Source organism: Roseateles asaccharophilus, assembly GCF_031458115.1.
In the GTDB taxonomy this organism is placed as follows: domain Bacteria; phylum Pseudomonadota; class Gammaproteobacteria; order Burkholderiales; family Burkholderiaceae_C; genus Pelomonas; species Pelomonas asaccharophilus_A.
Genome location: NZ_JAVDXV010000002.1, coordinates 422,208 through 441,238, shown reverse-complemented (window position 1 = coordinate 441,238; position 19,031 = coordinate 422,208). Strand labels below are relative to the sequence as shown.

Annotated in this window: 15 protein-coding genes; 9 read left to right on the top strand and 6 right to left on the bottom strand. The window is 70.2% G+C overall.

All coding sequences use genetic code 11. From position 1 onward, the window contains the following. The first annotated feature begins 8 nt into the window (after positions 1-8). Entirely contained in the window at positions 9-1,025 is a 1,017-nt protein-coding gene (gene ahr / locus J2X21_RS06620) for an NADPH-dependent aldehyde reductase Ahr (RefSeq protein ID WP_310326394.1), read from the top strand. Here ahr and J2X21_RS06615 read toward each other — a convergent pair. Together J2X21_RS06615 and J2X21_RS06610 are read right to left on the bottom strand one after the other, a co-directional pair. Then, positions 992-2,275: a mechanosensitive ion channel family protein gene (locus J2X21_RS06615; RefSeq protein WP_310326392.1), complete on the bottom strand. Its 1,284-nt coding sequence runs from the start codon at positions 2,273-2,275 to the stop codon at positions 992-994. The genes ahr and J2X21_RS06615 overlap by 34 nt on opposite strands. A gap of 52 nt (positions 2,276-2,327) precedes the next feature. Then, positions 2,328-3,263, bottom strand: a complete 936-nt coding sequence (locus J2X21_RS06610; protein ID WP_310326389.1) for a histone deacetylase family protein — start codon at positions 3,261-3,263, stop codon at positions 2,328-2,330. A 30-nt stretch (positions 3,264-3,293) separates the two neighbouring features. Between J2X21_RS06610 and J2X21_RS06605 the strand changes: the two genes are divergently transcribed. The 6 genes from J2X21_RS06605 to mltB all read left to right on the top strand — a co-directional run bounded on the left by J2X21_RS06605 (position 3,294) and on the right by mltB (position 11,818). Further along, positions 3,294-4,229, top strand: coding sequence for an AAA family ATPase (locus tag J2X21_RS06605; RefSeq protein ID WP_310326387.1), 936 nt, complete (start codon positions 3,294-3,296; stop codon positions 4,227-4,229). A gap of 542 nt (positions 4,230-4,771) precedes the next feature. Next, positions 4,772-6,484, top strand: a complete 1,713-nt coding sequence (locus tag J2X21_RS06600) for a methyl-accepting chemotaxis protein (RefSeq protein WP_310326384.1) — start codon at positions 4,772-4,774, stop codon at positions 6,482-6,484. Between the two features lie 75 nt (positions 6,485-6,559). Continuing rightward, positions 6,560-7,543 carry a DUF58 domain-containing protein gene (locus J2X21_RS06595; RefSeq protein ID WP_310326383.1) on the top strand — a complete coding sequence of 328 codons (984 nt, stop codon included), beginning with the start codon at positions 6,560-6,562 and terminating at the stop codon, positions 7,541-7,543. Next, entirely contained in the window at positions 7,540-9,561 is a 2,022-nt protein-coding gene (locus J2X21_RS06590; protein WP_310326381.1) for a transglutaminase TgpA family protein, read from the top strand. Before J2X21_RS06595 ends, J2X21_RS06590 begins: the two co-directional genes overlap by 4 nt. A 42-nt stretch (positions 9,562-9,603) precedes the next feature. Further along, entirely contained in the window at positions 9,604-10,638 is a 1,035-nt protein-coding gene (locus J2X21_RS06585) for a hypothetical protein (RefSeq protein ID WP_310326379.1), read from the top strand. Positions 10,639-10,759: 121 nt separating this feature from the next. Beyond that, on the top strand, positions 10,760-11,818 hold the full coding sequence (mltB, locus tag J2X21_RS06580; protein WP_404666606.1) for a lytic murein transglycosylase B: 1,059 nt from the start codon (positions 10,760-10,762) through the stop codon (positions 11,816-11,818). Here mltB and J2X21_RS06575 read toward each other — a convergent pair. Then, positions 11,769-14,156 (bottom strand): DNA internalization-related competence protein ComEC/Rec2, encoded by a 2,388-nt coding sequence (locus tag J2X21_RS06575; RefSeq protein ID WP_310326373.1) that lies wholly within the window; start codon positions 14,154-14,156, stop codon positions 11,769-11,771. The genes mltB and J2X21_RS06575 overlap by 50 nt on opposite strands. A gap of 74 nt (positions 14,157-14,230) precedes the next feature. Here J2X21_RS06575 and J2X21_RS06570 point away from each other — a divergent pair, with 74 nt between their 5' ends. After that, positions 14,231-14,698 (top strand): RidA family protein, encoded by a 468-nt coding sequence (locus tag J2X21_RS06570; protein ID WP_310326370.1) that lies wholly within the window; start codon positions 14,231-14,233, stop codon positions 14,696-14,698. Continuing rightward, positions 14,698-15,189: a disulfide bond formation protein B gene (locus J2X21_RS06565; RefSeq protein ID WP_310326368.1), complete on the top strand. Its 492-nt coding sequence runs from the start codon at positions 14,698-14,700 to the stop codon at positions 15,187-15,189. Before J2X21_RS06570 ends, J2X21_RS06565 begins: the two co-directional genes overlap by 1 nt. A gap of 14 nt (positions 15,190-15,203) precedes the next feature. On the opposite strand, the gene paoC is transcribed toward J2X21_RS06565, so the two are convergent. Genes paoC through paoA form a run of 3 tightly spaced genes read right to left on the bottom strand, consistent with a single transcriptional unit; the run spans position 15,204 to position 18,999 of the window. After that, complete coding sequence (gene paoC, locus J2X21_RS06560) at positions 15,204-17,402, bottom strand: aldehyde oxidoreductase molybdenum-binding subunit PaoC (protein WP_310326366.1); 2,199 nt, start codon at positions 17,400-17,402, stop codon at positions 15,204-15,206. After that, positions 17,399-18,355 (bottom strand): FAD binding domain-containing protein, encoded by a 957-nt coding sequence (locus J2X21_RS06555; RefSeq protein WP_310326364.1) that lies wholly within the window; start codon positions 18,353-18,355, stop codon positions 17,399-17,401. Before J2X21_RS06555 ends, paoC begins: the two co-directional genes overlap by 4 nt. Then, positions 18,352-18,999, bottom strand: a complete 648-nt coding sequence (gene paoA / locus J2X21_RS06550; protein ID WP_310326362.1) for an aldehyde dehydrogenase iron-sulfur subunit PaoA — start codon at positions 18,997-18,999, stop codon at positions 18,352-18,354. Before paoA ends, J2X21_RS06555 begins: the two co-directional genes overlap by 4 nt. Positions 19,000-19,031: the final 32 nt, after the last annotated feature.

The window sequence follows — 19,031 nt, the reverse complement described above, 5'->3', positions numbered from 1 at the left end:
AGCCCAACATGCCCGACATCCGCGCCTTTGCCGCCCACACCGCCGGCGGCCCGCTGCAGCGCTTCGACTTCGACCCCGGCCCGCTGGGCGACGAGGACGTCGAGATCACGGTGGAGCACTGCGGTATCTGCCACTCCGACCTGGCCATGATCGACAGCGAGTGGTTCCCGGTCAGCTACCCCGTCGTGCCGGGCCACGAGGTGGTGGGCCGCGTCACCGCGATGGGGCCGCGCGCCAAGGGCCGGCAAATCGGCCAGCGCGTGGGCGTGGGCTGGCACACCGGCAGCTGCACGCACTGCAACTTCTGCCTGGGCGGCGAGCAGCACCTGTGCGGCCAGCGCCAGCCGACGCTGATCGGCCGGCACGGCGGCTTCGCGGACCGGCTGCGTTCGCACTGGAGCTGGGCCATTCCCATCCCCGACGCGCTGGACCCGGCCGCCGCCGGCCCGCTGATGTGCGGCGGCGGCACGGTGTTCCTGCCCTTCGTGCTGCATGCCATCAAGCCGACCGACCGCGTGGGCGTGGTCGGCATCGGCGGCCTGGGCCACATGGCCGTCAAGTTCGCGCGCGCCTGGGGTTGCGAGGTGACGGCGTTCACCTCGTCGCCGTCCAAGCGCGACGAGGCGCTGGCGCTGGGCGCGCACAAGACCGTCTCCAGCGTCGACAAGGCCGAGCTGAAGGCCGCCGCCGGCAGCCTGGACTTCCTGCTCATCACCGTGGGCGCCGCGCTGAACTGGGACGCGCTGCTGGCCACGCTGGCGCCCAAGGGCCGCATGCACCTGGTGGGCGTCGTCACCGACGCTTTAAGCCTGCGCAGCGGCGGGCTGCTGAGCTGGCAGAAGGGCCTGTCCGCGTCGCCCACGCCGCCGCCCTCGGTACTGGCGACGATGCTGCAGTTCTCGGCACGGCACCAGATCCTGCCGCAGGTGGAGCGCTTCCCAATGAGCCGCGTCAACGACGCGCTGGATCACCTGCGCAGCGGCAAGGCGCGCTACCGCGTCGTGCTGGATTCCGACTTCGGCTGACGCTGCACCTGCTGCGGGTAGGGAATGTCCACGCCCAACCGTTTCAGCGTGCGCCAGACGGCGAGATTCACGTCCGAGCGCACGCCGCCGCTGCCGTTCTCGGGGTCGGCGATCCAGAAGAAGACGGTCAACTCGATGCCGCTGTCGGCGAAGCGGCTCAGCTGCACCGACGGGCCGGGCTCGCTCAACACGCGCGGCACATCCGTGACCGCCGAGGCCAGCGACTTCATGACGGCTTCAAGATCGCAGTCGTAGTCCACCTGCACGACGGTGTTCAGCAGCACGCGCGGGTCGGCCAGCGACGAGTTCTCGACGCGCTGCGTGATCAGCATCTCGTTGGGCACGATGGCCTCCTTGCCGCCCAGCGACCGGATCACCGTGTAGCGCGTCTTGATGTCGGTCACGCGGCCCTCGAAGCCGTCCACCCGCACCATGTCGCCGATGCGCAAGGACCGCTCGGCCAGGATGACGAAGCCCGACACATAGTTGGCCGCCAGCTTCTGCAGGCCAAAGCCCAGACCCACGCCGAGAGCACCGCCCAGCACGCCCAGCGCGGTCAGGTCTATGCCCGCGGCCGACAGCGCGAACAGCAGGCCCACGAAAAGCAGCAGCGCGCGGATCGCACTGGCGGCGATCTTGCGCATGGACAGGTCCATGGAATCGCGCCGCAGCAGCCGCGACTCGATGGCCGCCGAGATCCACAACGCGACCACCAACACCAGCGCCGCCGTCAGGCCTCCTTCGATGATGTTGCGCAGCGTCAGCTTGACCGTGCCGAACTTCCAGCCGATGTCGTCCAGTTCATCAAGGATGACCGGCAGCAGCCCGGTGATCCACAGCACCGCGCCGCCCCACATGACCCACGAGCCCGCGCGCTCCACGAGGCGTATGGGCGCCGAGTCGGGCCACGCCGCGCGCAGCACGCGCGCGATGACGCGGATGACGGCCAGCGACACCAGCACGGGCAGCGCCAGCTTGAACAGCGCCGGCGTCAGCTCCCACAGCGGCAGCAGGCGACGCACGCCAAACGCCAGCGCCAGCGCCAGCAGCGGGAACAGCGCGCCGTCGATGACGCGGTCGCCGAACAGCACGCTGTGTTCGCGCTTCGTCGCCTTGCGCGACAGCACCCAGCTCAGCAGCGCCGCCAACGCCACGCAGCCCAGCAGCAGGCCCCATTCGGCCAGCGCTTCGGCGCTGAAGACACGTCCGAGCAAGGCCTGCAGTTCGGTCAGGCTCAATGGTTGATGCATGGAATTCATGGTCGGGCCGGCGTCAGCGCCGGCCAATGTTCGGGCGAAAAGATCACAGGTCGGCTAGGGCGCGTAGATGAACACCCACGCTTCGCGACAAAGCCTGCAGGTTGTACCCACCCTCCAGCAGCGACACGATGCGACCCTTGGCATGGCGCTCGGCCACGGCCTTGATCTTCAGCGTCATCCACTCGTAGTCCGCTTCCACCAGGCCCAGCTGGCCCAGGTCGTCGTCGCGGTGGGCGTCGAAGCCGGCCGAGATGAAGATCATCTGCGGCTTGAAGCGCTCCAGCGCCGGCAGCCACATGGCCTCCACGATCTCGCGCACCTCGCCGCCGCGCGTGTAGGCCGGCAGCGGCACGTTGACCATGTTCTCGCCCTTGGGCACGCCGCCGCAGTACGGGTACAGCTGGTCCTGGAACAGGCTGACCATCAGCACGCGGTCGTCGCCGGCAATGATGTCCTCGGTGCCGTTGCCGTGGTGCACGTCGAAGTCCACGATGGCCACGCGCTTCAGGCCGCGGTTGTCCAGTGCATGGCGCGCGGCGATGGCCACGTTGTTGAAGAAGCAGAAGCCCATGCTCTGGTCACGCGTCGCATGGTGGCCGGGCGGGCGCACATTGCAGAAGGCGTTGTCGGCGCGGCCGTCGATGACCACGTCGGTCGCCTCCACGGCCGCGCCCGCCGCGGCCAGCACGGCCGACCAGGTGTGGGCATTGGCCGAGGTGTCGGGGTCGATGGCGCAGCGCTGGCCGCTCTCGGCGCAGTCGCGCAGCATGCGGCCAATCTCGGTGACATAGCCATGCGTGTGGGCCAGTTCCACGGCCTTCAGGTCGACCGGCGGCGCATCGAAATGCTCCAGCGCCTGGTCCACACCCGACGCGATCAACCAGTCGTCGATGGCGGACAGGCGCTCAGGGCACTCGGGATGGCCGTCGCCCATGTCGTGGCGGCGGCACTCGGGAGGATTGAAATACGCGGTAGGCATCAGCCGTTGTCTCTTGCTATGGTCCAGGGCATGACTCAGCCATCACGAACCCTGGCGGCGCAACTGCAGGCGCTGCAAAACCAGATTAGCACGGTCATCAAGGGCAAACCCGCGCAGATCGCCGATTCCCTGGCCTGCCTGATCGCCGGCGGCCACCTGCTCATCGAAGACCTGCCCGGCGTCGGCAAGACCACGCTGGCCCATGCGCTGGCCATTTCGCTGGGCCTGAAGTTCTCGCGGCTGCAGTTCACGGCCGACCTGCTGCCCAGCGACCTGCTGGGCGTGAGCGTGTACGAGCGCGAGAAGAACGGCTTCGTCTTTCACCCGGGCCCGGTGTTCGCGCAGGTGCTGCTGGCCGACGAGATCAACCGCGCCGGCCCCAAGACGCAGAGCGCGCTGCTGGAGGCGATGGAGGAGCATCAGGTCAGCATCGAGGGCATCAGCCACCCCTTGCCCCAGCCATTCTTCGTCATCGCGACGCAGAACCCCAGCGAGCAGCTGGGCACCTTCCCGCTGCCGGAGTCGCAGCTGGACCGCTTCCTGATGTGCATCTCGCTGGGCTACCCCGACGCCGCCGCCGAGCGCGAGCTGCTGATGGGCGGCGACAGCCGCGAGCAGCTGCGCGAGCTGAAAGCAGTCATGACGCCGCCCGAGCTGATCGAAGTACAGGCCGCCGTGAAGGCCATCCACGCCGCGTCACCGCTGCTGGACTATCTGCAGGCGCTGATCGCCGCAACGCGTTCGGGCCAGTGGTTCGTCGAAGGTCTGTCACCGCGCGCCGGCCTGGCCGTGCTGCGCGCGTCGCGGGCGCGGGCACTGCTGCAGGGGCGGGACTATGTGTCGCCCGACGACGTGCAGGCCATCCTGCCGCAGACCATTGCGCATCGGCTGCAGCCAAGGGCAGGCGCGGGGCGTGGGGCGAGGGAGCAGGTGCGGGCGATGATTGAGGCGATACCGTTGCCTTGAGTTGCCCGAAACAGACGCAGGACTCCAGGTGACGAAACAACCGCAGTTGACCCCTTAGCAGGCGTACTTGGCGATGTACGCATTCCTGGACAAACACCACTCGCTCGGATGCAAGGAGCTTGGCGGAATCCTCGGATCAATGTCGCTGCGCGCTGATGGGGCACCAGCAGACCCAGCCATGGCGCAGGAATGGCGCGAAGCCGTAGCGACGGCCTTGTCAGGAAACGTGGACGCGCGGCTCAGCTCGGGTTGATGCGGGCTACACCTTCAACCGAACTCCCGCCGACCTTTCCTGCGCATTGAACAGATGGACCCGCATCGCCGCCTGCGCCGCCACGGCCTGGTGGAAGCGGCGACCGGGGCCGTCCTGCCTGCGGCGATAGCGTCGCGCATCGCGTCCGCGGCGTGCACCGGCGCCGCTGCCTGGCCGGCAGTTGAGACGGCGGACGCGCCGTCAACGTTGTCTGATGCACCGCACAAATGTTTTGACAGCACGATCCCTGCCTGCCTAGAGTTGGCCCACAAGCTAACGGGGAGCCACCATGGATTGGTTGAAACAAGTCAAGATCGGGCCACGCCTGGGGCTGGCGTTTGGCTTCGTGCTGGTGCTGCTGGCACTGGTGGCGCTGCTGGGGCGCAGCAGCCTCGGCAAGGTGGCCGCCGGCCTGGAGACGGTCTACGCCGACCGCACGGTGCCGCTGGCGCAGCTGGGCGACATCAGCCGGCTGACGATACAGAACCGCTACCTGCTGGCACACATGATGCTCAAGCCCGAGCCGGCGGTCATCCAGCAGCACACGCAGGACATGGCCAACAACATCAAGGCCATCGACGAGCGGTTGAGGAAGTATCTGGCGACCCGGTTGACGCCCGAGGAGAAGGAGCTGGCCGACCGCTTCGTCGCCGCGCGCACCAGCTATGCGCAGCAAGGCCTGGCACCGGCCCGGGCGGCGCTGCTGAAGGGCGACATCGACGCAGCCCGGGCGCTCTACGAAGGCAAGGTGGCCGAGATGGCACCGCAGGTCGCCAAGACCCTGGGTGAGCTGCAGCAGCTGCAGGTGCGCGTGGCCGAGCAGGAGTTCAACGCCGCCGTGGCCGTGCAGCGTCGCGCGGAGTGGATCACGCTGGCCGCCGCGCTGTTCGCGATCGGCGCCGGCGTGGTGCTGGCCTGGGCCATCACCCGCTCCATCACGCAGCCGGTGGCGCAGGCCGTGCAGCTGGCCGAGGCCGTCTCCGCCGGCGACCTGCGCCAGCGCATCGCCGTGCGCGGCCGGGACGAGATCGCGCAGCTGCTGCGCGCGCTGGGCGCGATGAACGACAGCCTCGTGAAGATCGTCAGCCAGGTGCGCCACAGCTCCGATTCCATCGCCACCGGCTCGTCGGAGATCGCCACTGGCAACGCCGACCTGTCGCAGCGCACCGAGGAGCAGGCCTCCAACCTGCAGCAGACCGCCGCGTCCATGGAACAGATGAGCGCGACCGTCCGGCAGAACGCCGACATCGCGCGCACCGCGACACAGCTGGCCACCAGCGCCAGCGCGGTGGCGACCCAGGGCGGCGAGGTGGTGGGCCGCGTCGTCAGCACGATGGACGAGATCACGACCAGCTCGCGCAAGATCGTCGACATCATTTCCACCATCGACGGCATCGCCTTCCAGACCAACATCCTGGCGCTGAATGCCGCCGTCGAAGCCGCGCGCGCCGGCGAACAGGGCCGCGGCTTCGCGGTCGTGGCCGGCGAGGTGCGCATCTTGGCCCAGCGCAGCGCCGAGGCAGCCAAGGAGATCAAGAGCCTGATCGGCCAAAGCGTCGAGAAGGTCGACGTCGGCTCGCAGCTGGTGGCCGAGGCCGGCGGCACTATGGACGAGATCGTCGCTCAGGTGAAGCGCGTGGCCGACCTGATCGGCGAGATCGACTCGGCCAGCGGCGAGCAGGCCAAGGGCATAGGCCAGGTCAGCGAGGCGGTCAACCAGCTGGACCAGGTCACGCAGCAGAACGCCGCGCTGGTGGAGGAATCCGCCGCCGCGGCCGAGAGCCTGAAGCACCAGGCCGCACGGCTGGCCGAGGTGGTCAACCAGTTCAAGCTGGGCGCCGAGGCTTCGGCACCGGCGCCAGCAGCAAGGCGCGCACCGCCTGCAGCGCGGCCGGCGCCAGCCCGGCCGGCGCCCAAGCCGGCCAAGGCCGCCGCTCCGGTGCTGGCCTCCCCGCGACCCGTCGCGGCGGCCGACGACGGCGGCACCTGGGAGAGCTTCTGACGCGTTGCCGCTCAGGCCCGCCCGACGGTGGGGGTGCGGCGACGGCGGGCTGGCAACCCGCTTATTCTTGCGGTCATGGCCGCCCCTCAAGCCCTACGCTCCCGCTGGCAAGCCTGGTGGATGGCCCGCCAGCCGCAGGCTGACACGCACGCCACCACGCAGCGCAATGTCTACATCCTGCCCACGCCGGCCGGCCTGGCCTTCTGCGCCACGCTGGGCGTGCTGCTGCTGGCGTCCATCAACGAGCAGCTGAGCCTGGGCTATGCGCTGACCTTCGCGCTGACCGGCGCGGGGCTGGCGTCCATGACGACGACGCACACCAACCTGCGCGGCCTGCAGATGGACTTGCGCGCGCCGGACGGCGTGCATGCCGGTGACGACTACGTACTGGAGCTGCGCCTGCACAACCCCGGCAAAGACCGCTTCGGAATCGCCGTCAGCGCGCAGCTGGACTCGGGCCTCACCGAACCCGCCTGGGTGGACGTGCCCGCACTGGGCCACGCGGTGCTGCGGCTGCGCCTGCCGGCCAGCGCACGCGGCCTGCGCGAGCTGCCGCGGCTGGTGATCTCCACGCGTTTCCCGATGGGCTTCTTCCGCGCCTGGAGCTACTGGCGGCCGGCCAGCAAGGTCTGGGTGTACCCGCGCGCTGAGGAGGTGCTGGCGCCCTTCCCCACGCAGTCCGAGGCCGGCGCGGGCGAGGCTGCATCGGTGCATCAGTCGCAGGCCGGCACCGACTTCTCCGGCGTGCGCAGCTACCGCCGCGGCGACTCCATGAAACAGATCCTGTGGCGCAAGTCGGCGCTGGCGCTGGACCAGGGCCTGCCGCTGTGGGTGCGCGAGACCGAGGCGCCGCTGGCGCGCGACCTGTGGCTGGACTGGCGCGACACGCAAGGCCGCGACGTCGAGGCTCGGCTGTCGCGGCTGACCGCCTGGGTGCTGGCGGCCGAGCGCGCGGGCCAGCCCTATGGCCTGCGGCTGGCCGGCCGCGAACTGCCGCCGTCACTGGGCGCGGCGCACCGCCAGGCCTGCCTGGAGCTGCTGGCGGGGTTCAGCCAATGATCTCGGCGTGGTGGAGCCGCCTGCCGCGCGACGCGCGCGACAGCTTCTTCCTGCTCGCCGTCATCACGGCCGTCATGGCGCCGCATGCCGGCCATCTGCCGCTGTGGGCCACGGGGCTGACGGCGCTGGTGCTGCTGTGGCGCGCGCAGATCGCCTGGCGCCAGCGCCCGCTGCCCAGCCGCTGGTGGCTGCTGGGCATCGCGCTGGTCTATGCGCTGATGACCTGGCTGACCTTCCGCACGCTGGTCGGCCGCGAGGCCGGCATCACGCTGCTGACCGTGCTGATGGCGCTGAAGACGCTGGAACTGCGCGCGCGCCGCGACGCCTTCGTCGTGTTCTTCCTCGGCTTTTTCCTCGTGCTGACGCAGTTCCTGTACTCGCAGTCGCTGTTGACCGCCATCGGCGCGCTGCTGTCGCTGTGGGGGCTGCTGGCGGCCGTGGTGCTGGCGCAGATGCCCACCGGTGTGCCCAGCATCGCCATCGCCGCCCGCCGCGCGGCAGGCACGACGGCTTTGGGCCTGCCGGTCATGGTGCTGCTGTTCGTGCTGTTCCCGCGCATCGCGCCGCTGTGGGGCGTGCCCACCGAGTCCATCGGCAAGACCGGGCTGTCCAACCAGCTGGAGTTCGGCGCGATGAATGAAATCGCCAACGACGACAGCATTGCGATGCGGCTGAAGTTCGACGGGCCCGTGCCACCGCCCGACCAGCGCTACTTCCGCGGCCCGGTGCTGACCCGCTTCGATGGCAAGACCTGGCGCGCCCCCGACCTGCACCTCAGCCAGAGCTGGCTGCGCGGCCGCGACGAGATCGTCACCGCCGGCCCGGCGCTGCGCTACGAGATGACGCTGGAGCCGCTGCGCATTCCGGTGCTGCCGCTGCTGGAGATGAGCGCCGAGCGGGTCGGCACCGAGCTGCGGCTGCCGCAGATCGACCTGGCCGTCGTGCGCGGCCCTGAGCTGCAATGGCTGTCACCGCGCCCCATCACCGAGCGGCTGCGCATGCAGGCCAGCGCCCACCTGGACTGGCAGGCCGGCCTGCAGCGCAACCGGCTGCACCAGGCGCGCGACCTGGAACTGCCGCCGGGTGGCAATCCGCGCGCCGTCGGCTGGGCGCGCGAGCTGGCGGCGCAGCCGCAGTTCGCCAACCTGGAGGCCGGCCCCCGCGCGCAGGCGCTGGCCGCGGCGCTGCTGGACCATGTGCGCCGCAACGACTTCACCTACACGCTGGTCCCGGGCCGCTATGGCGAGGAGACGCCGCACGTCATCGACGAGTTCTGGCTGGACCGCCGACTGGGCTTCTGCGAGCACTTCGCGTCCGCCTTCGTCGTGCTGATGCGCGCGATGGGCGTGCCGGCCCGCATCGTCACCGGCTTCCAGGGCTGGGACGCCGAGCCGCAGGACGGTTACTACGTCGTGCGCAACGCCAACGCGCACGCCTGGGCCGAGTTCTGGGTCGAGGGCCGCGGCTGGGTGCGCAGCGACCCCACCGCCGCCGTGGCGCCCAACCGCGTCATCCAGGGCCTGGCCTTGCAGCCGCAGCCCGGCGTCATCGGCCAGCTCAACCCGACGCTGTGGCGCGCCATCCGCAGCGGCTGGGAGACCATCAACAACCGCTGGCAGCAGCTGGTGCTGAACTACTCGCGCGAGAACCAGTTCGACCTGATGAAGAAGATGGGGTTTGAGCGCCCCGACTGGACCGCCCTGGGCCAGGCGCTGGCGGGCGTCATCCTCGCGTTCGCGCTGCTGGGCATGGCCTGGATACGCTGGAGCAGCCGCCCGCACGACGCCTGGAGCCGCCAGCGGGCGCGCATACTGGCGGCGTTGTCGCGCGCAGGCGTGAACCTGCCCGTACACGAGGGCCCGGCTTCCTGGGCCCGCACGCTGCGTCGCCAGCATGGGCAGAAAGCCGAGCCGGCCGCGCAATGGCTGGAGAAGCTGGAGCGCTCGCGATACGCCGCGGATGCAGCGATGCCGACATGGCGGGAATTTCACCTGGCTGCGCGCATGCTGCGGACGTGAGCTCGCAGACACTCCGCATCCCTCCACGCACCACCGCTCTTCTTGAAACTCATTGCCCTGTTGGCGCTTGCCTCTGCGCTGCAAACTACCCAGGCCGAGCCGGATAGAACCCCGCGTCAGCTGATCGATCGTCTCGGCGTAGAAGTCCGTCAGGTCTTGGAGAAGCCCGATGCTGGCCGAACGCCGGAAGACGTTGAACGCGCCGTGGCCGACCGCATCGCGGCGCTGGTGGCTGGCACGCCTGGCCATGTCTCGCTGACCGAAGCCGATGACCGGGGGCGCACGCCGCTGATGCAAGCCGCCGGCGACGGCTATGCCCTGGTTGTCGAAGCACTGTTGACCGACCTCAGCGTCAAGCAGGCAATCAATGCGTCGGACGCGGCCGGTGAAACCGCCTGGATGAAGGCGAGCTTCGCGCCCGCCCTCACACTGGTGGCCTGCCAGCCCGGCACTCTCACGCGCGAACGCTATGCGCTGCTGCACCCCTACCTGCACCGCATGAACCATCTGCTGAAGACAAAAGGGGTCGCCATCGGAGCCACCATCCGCCTGCTGGAAGCTGCTGGCGCAGAGGCAGCCGTCGAGTCCGGGAAGCGCGCCTGGCTGGCACGCTGCCCCAACACCTCATCCGAACTGCGTCAAGCACTGGCCGAGGGCCCGTTGATGCGCACACTGGTCAACTACGCCATCGCGCGGCAAGCCGAATTCAACAAGGCCGCCAGTGCGGACGTCAACAGCATTCCTGCAAAGCCGCCCAAGGCGATGAAGTTCATCCACGAAGGCACTGCTCGCCGGCGAGTTACGAATCAGAAAGGATCTGCACGGGCCGATGCTGTTCATTGCGCCATGCCTGTGCCGCGCATACCCAGCGTCAACTGGAGTGGCGAGATGACCATCAACCTGATCGCCGCCACACGTGCCGGTGTCGTCGAGGCGGCGGACTTTGAAGGCTCTGTCTCCACTGGCGAGGCATTCGCCGCGCATGCGTTCCGCGCCGCGATCCTGCAGGCGCTGCGCGACTATCGCTGCGAGGGTGAGCATGTCTTCGCGCAGACGTTCATGTTCAAGGCCGAGTGAGCGTGCTGCAGTCCCACGCTCGCGGCAATCCGCTGTTGCAGACGTGAGCAAGGTCCGAGCTTTGGCCCCGTATGCTTCGCACGTGACGTTCCGAATCCTGCCCCTGCTGGCCAGCCTGCTCATGCTGGCCTCGCCGGCCGCCGATGCGGCCAAGAAAACCAAACCCAGGCCGCCGGCCAAGGTCGAGGCGCCCCAGCCGCTGGGGGCCCGCGCCGAGGTGCTTGCCTTTGCCGACGAACTGGCCGCCGCCCAGGGCTGGGATGCCGCCGCGCTGCGCGAGCAGCTGACTCAGGCGCTGGACCTGCCGCGCGTGAAGCAGCTCATCCTGCCCGCGGCCGTCGGCACGGCCAAGAACTGGACGGCCTACCGCGACCGCTTCATCGAGCCCAAGCGGCTGGACGCCGGCCTGGCCTTCTGGACCGAGCACGAGGCCGCGCTCACGCGCGCCGAGAACCAGTACGGCGTGCCCCCCGAGATCGTCGTGGGCATCGTCGGCGTGGAGACCTTCTATGGCCGCATCATGGGCGGCTTCAAGGTGCTGGACGCGCTGGCCACGCTGGCCTTCGACTTCCCCACCGCCCACCCGCGCGCCGCCGAGCGCCAAGCCTTCTTCCGCAAGGAGCTGGCCGAGTTCCTGAAACTGTGCCGCGAGAACGGGCTGGACGCGGCCGCCGTGCAAGGCAGCTATGCCGGCGCGCTGGGCTGGCCGCAGTTCATGCCCGGCAGCTGGCGCCAGCATGCGGTGGACTTCGACGGCGACGGCCATATCGACCTGATGGCCAGCCCCACCGACGCCATCGGCAGCGTGGCCCACTACCTGTCGCAATACGGCTGGAAGCCTGGCCAGGCCACTCACTACAGCGTGACGCTGCCGCCCGACCGCCAGCAGCGCGCGCGACTGCTGGCACCGGACATCAAGCCCACGTTCAACGCGGCCGACCTGCTGGCCGCCGGCGCGCTGCCGTCCGAGGCGGCGCGCGACCATGTCGGCCCCATGGCCGTCATCGAGCTGCAGAACGGCCCCAAGAAACCCACCAGCGTGCTGCTGGGCACGGAGAACTTCTGGGTCGTCACGCGCTACAACTGGTCGGCCTACTACGCGCTGGCGGTCATCGAGCTGGGGCAGGCGGTCAAGGCCAGGCGTCTTCAGCAGGCGCGGGCCCCATCGGCTCCGGGTTGATGGCCGGCGCGACACGGTCGTGCCAGTAGCGCCGCACTCGGTCGCGCTCGCAGCCTGACCCACCCGTCGCGCTGACCCAGGTCCACGCGCCGCAGGCCGGGCTGGCGACGACATCGGCGCCGGCTTCCTGGTAGCGCCTCAGCACCGGCAACGCCGGATGGCCGAAGCGGCTGCGGTAGCCCGCCTGCACGAGCGCCACGCGCGGCCGCACGGCCGCCAGCAGCTCGGCGCTGGACGAGGTCTTGCTGCCGTGGTGCGGCACCAGCAGCATGTCGGCGCGCAGGTCGGGCTCGCGGGCCACCAGCCCCCGCTCCTGCGCCGCCTCCAGGTCGCCCAGCAGCAACGCGCGCCGGCCCGACGCGGCCGTGATGCGCAGCACGCAGGACAGGTCGTTGGACTTCAACCCCGCGTCGTAGTGGCCGTGCTGCGGATGCAGCACATCGAAGCGCACGCCGTCCCAGCTCCAGTGCTGCCCGGCCTCGCAGCGCGTCTCGCGCGGCCCGGCACGCAGCAGCGGGTGCCCCGGCTCCAGTGAACTGCGCAGTTCGGCCACCGGCATGCCCTGCAGCAGCGTCGCCGCGCCACCCACGTGATCGGTGTCGCGGTGGCTCAGCACCAGCATGTCCAGCCGCCGCACACCCAGCGAGCGGAGCAGCGGCAGCAGCACACGGTCGCCCGCATCGGCGCCGGGCGCATAGGCCGGCCCCGCATCGAACAGCAGCGCATGGCCGGCCGTGCGTACCAGCACGGCATTGCCCTGCCCCACGTCGGGCGCCAGCAGTTCGAATTCGCCGGCCGGCGGCCGCGGCACCGCGGGCCACAACAGCGGCAGCAGCATGAGCACGCCTGCCGCCCGCAGCCGCCACGGCAACCGCAGCACGATGAGCACCGCGCCCAGCAGCGCTAACCCCTGCGACCACACGGGCGCCGCCGGCAGCCACCAGACCGCCGCCGGCCAGGCGATGAGCAGCTTCAACCAGGCCATCAGCAACTGCACCAGCAACGCGGCCAAGCTCCACAGCGGCGCGACCAGACCACCCAGCAGCGCCAGCGGCGTGATGACGAAGCTGATCAGCGGAATGGCCACCAGATTGGCCAACAGGCCCACGGCCGACAGCTGGCCAAAACACACCAGGCTCAGCGGCGCCAGGCCCACGGTGGCGATGAGCTGCGTGCGCAGCGCTGCCTTCAGCCGGGCACGCCAGCCCTGGGCAGCCTCGCCACCGGCCACCATCAAGAGACCCACGGCACCGAACGACAGCCAGAAACCCGGCTGCAGCAACGCCCACGGATCGGCGGCCGTCACCACCACCGCCGCGCCCAGCAGCACCAGCGGCCACGGCCAGCGCAGGCCCAGCGTCTGCAGGCCCGCCACGGTGGCCAGCATCAGCACCGTGCGCTGGGCTGGCACGCCCCAGCCCGCGAACAAGGCATAGCCCAGCGCGGCCGCCACACCGATCCAGCGCGCCGCCGTCGCGGCCGGCACGCGCAGGCACAGCCGGCCGCTGCGCCGCCACAGCGCACCGGCCAGCACCGCCGCCAGCCAGGCGAACAGCGTCACATGCAGGCCCGATACGCTGAGCAGGTGGGCCACGCCGCTGTCGCGGAACAGCGCCCAGTCGGCATGCGCGATGGCGTTCTGATCGCCCAGGCTCAGCGCGGCCAGCACGCCGGCCATGCCGGGGTCGGCCACGCGCTGCTGGATGGACTCGCGCAGGCGCTGGCGCGCCGCATCGATCTCCCACCATGGCGCCGCCTGCAGACGCTCGCTGGCGCGAACCACGCCGCTTGCACGCAAACCTTGCTCGAACAGCCACAGCTCGGCATCGAAGCCACCCGGATTGGCCAGGCCGTGCGCGCGCTTCAGCCGTGCCGTGAAACGCCAGCGCTCGCCGGCGGTGATGGGCGGGCCGTCATAGGCCAGCAGCATCAGCCGCCGCGGCACCTCGGGCGGCAAGGCCGTTCCCGCCGGCCCCACGGCGTCGACCGCAAACTCGAAGCGCCAGCCCGGCACGCCGCCTTGGCCCGTGACGGCCACCGGCAGTGAATCGACGCGCCCGGCCAGCACCAGATCGCGCCCCTCCCAGGCCGGGTGCAGCTCGGGCGTCAACCGCCACTCGGCACGCAGCGCGACCTGCGTGAACGCGAGCACCGCGACACAGGCCGCCGGCATCAGCCAGTGGCGCCGGCGCAGCGCGGACAACAGCACCAGCGCGACCGCCAGACCCATGTATTCGACGCCACCCGGCAGCCGCTCGCAGCGGTGCAGCAGCGCCAGGCCGGCCAGCCAGGCCAGCCCCATCGCGACGAGTTCCCGCGCCTCCCAAGGCCTCTGCACCCACGCCTCCCCAAGCGTCTGTACCGAGGTGTAGCATGCCGCGGTTTTTCTCACGCGCCACCGCGCTTCCCCGCATGAGCTCTACCGCCATCCAGGCCAAGCTGGCCGAACTCGGCATCACGCTGCCGCCCGTTGCCATCCCCGCCGCGGCCTACCTGCCGTTCACGCGCACGGGCAACCTGGTCTTCCTGTCCGGCCACATCGCCAAGAAGGACGGCAAGGTCTGGGTGGGCCAGCTGGGCAAGGACACCGACACTGCTACCGGCCAGCAGGCCGCACGCGCCGTCGCGATCGACCTGCTGGGCACGCTTCAGGCCGCCACCGGCGACCTGGGCAGGATCGTGCGCATCGTCAAGGTCATGAGCCTGGTCAACAGCACGCCCGACTTCACCGAGCAGCACCTGGTCACCAACGGCTGCTCCGAACTGCTGGCCGCGGTGCTGGGCGACGCCGGCAAGCATGCCCGCAGCGCCTTCGGCGTCGCGCAGATCCCGATGGGCGCCTGCGTCGAGATCGAGCTGATCGCCGAAGTGCGCGACTGATGTTCAGCGCCCCCTCCAAGCTGCCGGCCCGCGCTTTATTGGCCATGGCCGTGGCCAGCTTTGCCGGCGTGGCCATCGCCTACGTCGCCCAGCACCAGTTCGGCGTCAAGCCCTGCCCCTGGTGCGTGCTGCAGCGCGCCATCTTCCTGGCCATCGGCGCGTTCTCGCTGTTGGGCTGGCTGGTGCAGGCCAAACGTGCGCTGCGCCAGGCGGTGCTGGTCGTCGTGCTGATGCTGTGCGCCGCGGGCCTGACGGCCGCCGTGTTCCAGCACGAGGTAGCCTCGCAGAGCGCCAGTTGCGCGATGGGTCTGGCCGACAAGATCGTCACCACGCTGGGCCTTGAGGAGCTATGGCCCTCGATGTTCATGATCACGGCCGACTGCGCCGAGGCCGCTGCCTACCGGCTGCTGGGCTTGCCCTATGAGATCTGGAGCGGCGTGCTGTTCGCCGGCCTGGCGGCGCTGGGCCTGGTGGTGCTGACGAAGCGCTGAGCAGGCGTCGAGCGTCAGGCCACGGCGGGCAAGCCCTTCAGCAGCTTCTCCAGCGTGATCGGGTACTCGCGCACCCGCACGCCCGTCGCGTGATAGATGGCGTTGGCCACCGCCGCGCCCACGCCGCAGATACCCAGCTCGCCCACGCCCTTGGCCTTCATCGGCGAGGAAGACGGGTCCACCTCGTCGAGGAAGATCACGTCCTGGTGCGGGATGTCGGCATGCACCGGCACCTCGTAGCCGGCCAGGTCGTGGTTGACGAAGAAACCGCGGCGCTTGTCCACCTGCAACTCCTCCATCAACGCCGCGCCCACGCCCATGGTCATCGCGCCGATGACCTGGCTGCGCGCGGCGATGGGGTTGAGGATGCGCCCGGCCGCACAGACGGCCAGCATGCGGCGCACGCGGATCTCGCCGGTGAAGGCGTCCACGCCCACCTCGACGAAGTGCGCGCCGAACGTGGACTGCTGGGCACGATTGGCTATGTCGCCGTACTCGATGCCGTCTTCGGCGACCAGGCCGGCGAACTTCGCCAGTGGCTGCGCCTGGCCGCCGCCACGCACCTCGCCGCCCGCGAACTCGGCGCCCTCGCCCAACCCGGCCTTCTGCGCCACCAGCGCGCGCAGCTTCATGCACGCCGCATAGACGCCCGCGCAGGCGTTGTTGCCGCCCCATTGCCCGCCGGAGCCGCAGGACGCCGGGAAGCTGGAATCGCCCAGCCGCACGACGACGCGGTCCAGCGCCAGGCCTAGCACTTCGGCCGCCGTCTGCGCGATGACGGTGTAGCTGCCGGTGCCGATGTCGGTCATGTCGGTCTCGACGACCGCGCGCCCATCGGCCTCAATCCGCACGCGGGCCTTGGACTTCATCAACAGGTTGTTGCGGAAGGCAGCCGCCACGCCCTGCCCCACCAGCCAGCGGCCGTCGCGCTGCTGCGCGGGCTTCGCATTGCGCTTGCTCCAGCCGAACTTCTCGGCGCCGAGCTTGAAGCAGTCCGCGAGGCGGCGCTGCGTGAACGGGCGCTGCGGCTTCTCGGGATCCACCAGGGTGTCGTTGAGCAGCCGGAAGGCGATGGGGTCCAGGCCCAGCTTCTCGGCCATCTCGTCCATCGCCACTTCCAGCGCCATCATGCCGGGCGCCTCGCCGGGCGCACGCATCGCGTTGCCTTCGGGCAGGTCCAGCACGGCCAGGCGGTTGGCGGTGTAACGGTGGGGCGCGGCATAGAGCAGCCGGGTCTGGTTGACGGCGGTTTCCGGCCCGCCGCCGGGCAGGTCGCCGGACCAGTTCTCGTGCGAGATGGCCGTGAGCTTGCCGTCCTTGTCTGCGCCCAGGCGGATGCGCTGGAGGGTGGCCGGCCGGTGCGTCGTGTTGTTGAACATCAGCGGGCGCTGCAGCGCGATCTTGACGGGGCGCTTGGCCGCGCGCGCACCCAGCGCCGCCAGCAGCACGTCGGCCCGCAGGAACAGCTTGCCGCCGAAACCGCCGCCGACGTAGGGCGACACGACGCGCACGTTCTTCTTGTCCATGCCCAGTGTCAGCGCCAGGTCGCCCACGGCCCAGTCGATCATCTGGTTGGCCGTCCACACCGTCAGGTTGCGGCCGTTCCAGGCGGCCAGCGTGGCGTGCGGCTCCATCATCGCGTGGCCCTGGTCGGGCGTCGTGTAGCTGGCGTCCAGCTGCACTGGCGCCTTCGCGAACGAGGCATCGAAGTCGCCCACGCGGCTCTCGGGTGCGCCGGAAAAACCGTTGTCCTTGGGCAGTTGCGCATGGGCCTTCTGCTCGGCGAGGTCAAAGCGCCCCTTGGCGGTCTCGTAGCGGATGTTGACGAGCGCGGCGGCAGCTCGCGCCTGCTCGAAGGTCTCGGCGACGACAACGGCCAGCGCCTGATGGTAGTGGTCCACCTGCGGGCCGCCCAGCAGTTTCGCGGTGTTCATCTTGCCCTTGCCCAGCTTGCCGGCGTTCTGCGCCGTGACGATGGCGAGCACGCCCGGCGCCTTGCGTGCGGCGACAAGGTCCATGGCCGCGACACGGCCCTTGGCGATGCCAGCACCGATCACATAGCCAATGGCGGGTTTGGCCGTGGCGCCGTGATGCTCGTAGGCATAGGGCGCGGTGCCGGTGGTCTTCAGCGGGCCGTCGATGCGCGGCGTGGGCTTGCCGACCACGCGGCCCTGGTCGATGGGGTTGGTGGTGGCGGGCTGATCGAATCTCATGCGGCGCTCCTGGCGGATTGCAGGATGCCGGCCAGCGTGCGCTCGGCCAGCGTCAGCTTGAAGGCGTTGTCCTCGGCAGGCCTGGCGCCCGCGAACGCCTGGGCCATGAAGCGCGGCGCGCCGTCCCGCAGGGCCGGCTCCGCCTTTTCGACCCGCCAGGGCTTGGGGGCCACGCCGCCGAAGGCCACGCGCCCGCTGCCGTCGCGCTGCACGATGGCCGCCACCGACACGAGGGCGAAGGCATAGGAAGCCCGATCACGCACCTTGCGGTAGACGTGCACGCCTTCCACCGGCTTGGGCAGCAGCACGGCGGTGATCAGCTCGCCGTGCTGCAGCGCATGCTCCACATGCGGCGTGTTGCCGGGCAGCTTGTGGAAGTCGGCGATCGGGATGCGGCGCGTGGCGCCATCCGGGGTGACCGTCTCCACGTCGGCGTCCAGCACGCGCATGGCCACCGCCATGTCGCTGGGATGCGTGGCGATGCAGGCCGGGCTCGCGCCGATGACGGCCAGCGAGCGCGCGATGCCGCCCTGCGCGCTGCAGCCGCTTCCGGGCTGGCGCTTGTTGCAAGGCTGGGCCGTGTCGTAGAAGTAGGGGCAGCGGGTGCGCTGCAGCAGGTTGCCGGCCGTCGTCGCGCGGTTGCGCAGCTGGCCCGAGGCGCCGGCCAGCAGCGCGCGGGACAGCACGGGGTAGTCGCGCTTCACGGCCGCGTCGGCGGCCAGGTCGCTGTTGCGCACCAGCGCGCCGATGCGCAGGCCGCCGTCGCGCGTGGCTTCGATGCGGTCCATCCCCAGCGGGTTCACGTCGACGAGGTGGGTCGGCGCCTCGATCTGCAGCTTCATCAGGTCCAGCAGGTTGGTGCCGCCGGCAATGAAGCGGGCCTCGGGCTGGCGCGCGACGGCGGCGGCAGCTTCCGCCGGCGTGCGGGCACGCTCATAGCTGAAGGCTTTCATCGTGCCCCCCCGGCCGATGTACCGGCCACCGAGGTGATGGCCTCGGCGATGTTGGAATAGGCGCCGCAGCGGCACAGGTTGCCGCTCATGCGCTCGCGCAGCTCGTCGGCCGACAGCAGCGGTTTGACGGCCAGGTCGGGCGTCGCATGGCTGGGCATGCCGCGCTGCAGCTCGTCGAGCATGCCCACGGCCGAGCAGATCTGGCCCGGTGTGCAGTAGCCGCACTGGTAGCCGTCCTTGGCGACGAAGGCGGCCTGCAGCGGGTGCATGCGGCCCGGCATTCCCAGGCCTTCGATGGTGGTCACCTGGGTCTCGTGCGCCATCACGGCCAGCATCAGGCAGCTGTTGACGCGCCGCCCATCCAGCAGCACCGTGCAGGCGCCGCACTGGCCGTGGTCGCAGCCCTTCTTGGTGCCGGTGAGCTGCAGGTTCTCGCGCAGCAGGTCCAACAGTGTGGTGCGCGTGTCGACGTCCACGGTCTGCGCCTTGCCGTTGATCGTCAACGTCACGCGGCCCATCGTGGGCGGCAGCGCCGCCATCGCGGGTTCGGCCGCGTCGGCCGACTCCACTGCCGCCATCGCGGCCGTGCCGGCGCTGGCGATCAGCACATTCCGGCGTGAAAGACAGACACCCGCTTCGTCCATGGCTCGCTCCAGGCTGGCTAGCGGGCCAGACT

Coding starts and splice junctions, on each gene's coding strand:
- ahr (WP_310326394.1), top strand. CDS start 9: ATGCCCGACATCCGCGCCTTTGCCGCCCACACCGCCGGCGGCCCGCTG.
- J2X21_RS06615 (WP_310326392.1), bottom strand. CDS start 2,275: ATGCATCAACCATTGAGCCTGACCGAACTGCAGGCCTTGCTCGGACGT.
- J2X21_RS06610 (WP_310326389.1), bottom strand. CDS start 3,263: ATGCCTACCGCGTATTTCAATCCTCCCGAGTGCCGCCGCCACGACATG.
- J2X21_RS06605 (WP_310326387.1), top strand. CDS start 3,294: ATGACTCAGCCATCACGAACCCTGGCGGCGCAACTGCAGGCGCTGCAA.
- J2X21_RS06600 (WP_310326384.1), top strand. CDS start 4,772: ATGGATTGGTTGAAACAAGTCAAGATCGGGCCACGCCTGGGGCTGGCG.
- J2X21_RS06595 (WP_310326383.1), top strand. CDS start 6,560: ATGGCCGCCCCTCAAGCCCTACGCTCCCGCTGGCAAGCCTGGTGGATG.
- J2X21_RS06590 (WP_310326381.1), top strand. CDS start 7,540: ATGATCTCGGCGTGGTGGAGCCGCCTGCCGCGCGACGCGCGCGACAGC.
- mltB (WP_404666606.1), top strand. CDS start 10,760: ATGCTGGCCTCGCCGGCCGCCGATGCGGCCAAGAAAACCAAACCCAGG.
- J2X21_RS06570 (WP_310326370.1), top strand. CDS start 14,231: ATGAGCTCTACCGCCATCCAGGCCAAGCTGGCCGAACTCGGCATCACG.
- J2X21_RS06565 (WP_310326368.1), top strand. CDS start 14,698: ATGTTCAGCGCCCCCTCCAAGCTGCCGGCCCGCGCTTTATTGGCCATG.
- paoC (WP_310326366.1), bottom strand. CDS start 17,402: ATGAGATTCGATCAGCCCGCCACCACCAACCCCATCGACCAGGGCCGC.
- J2X21_RS06555 (WP_310326364.1), bottom strand. CDS start 18,355: ATGAAAGCCTTCAGCTATGAGCGTGCCCGCACGCCGGCGGAAGCTGCC.
- paoA (WP_310326362.1), bottom strand. CDS start 18,999: ATGGACGAAGCGGGTGTCTGTCTTTCACGCCGGAATGTGCTGATCGCC.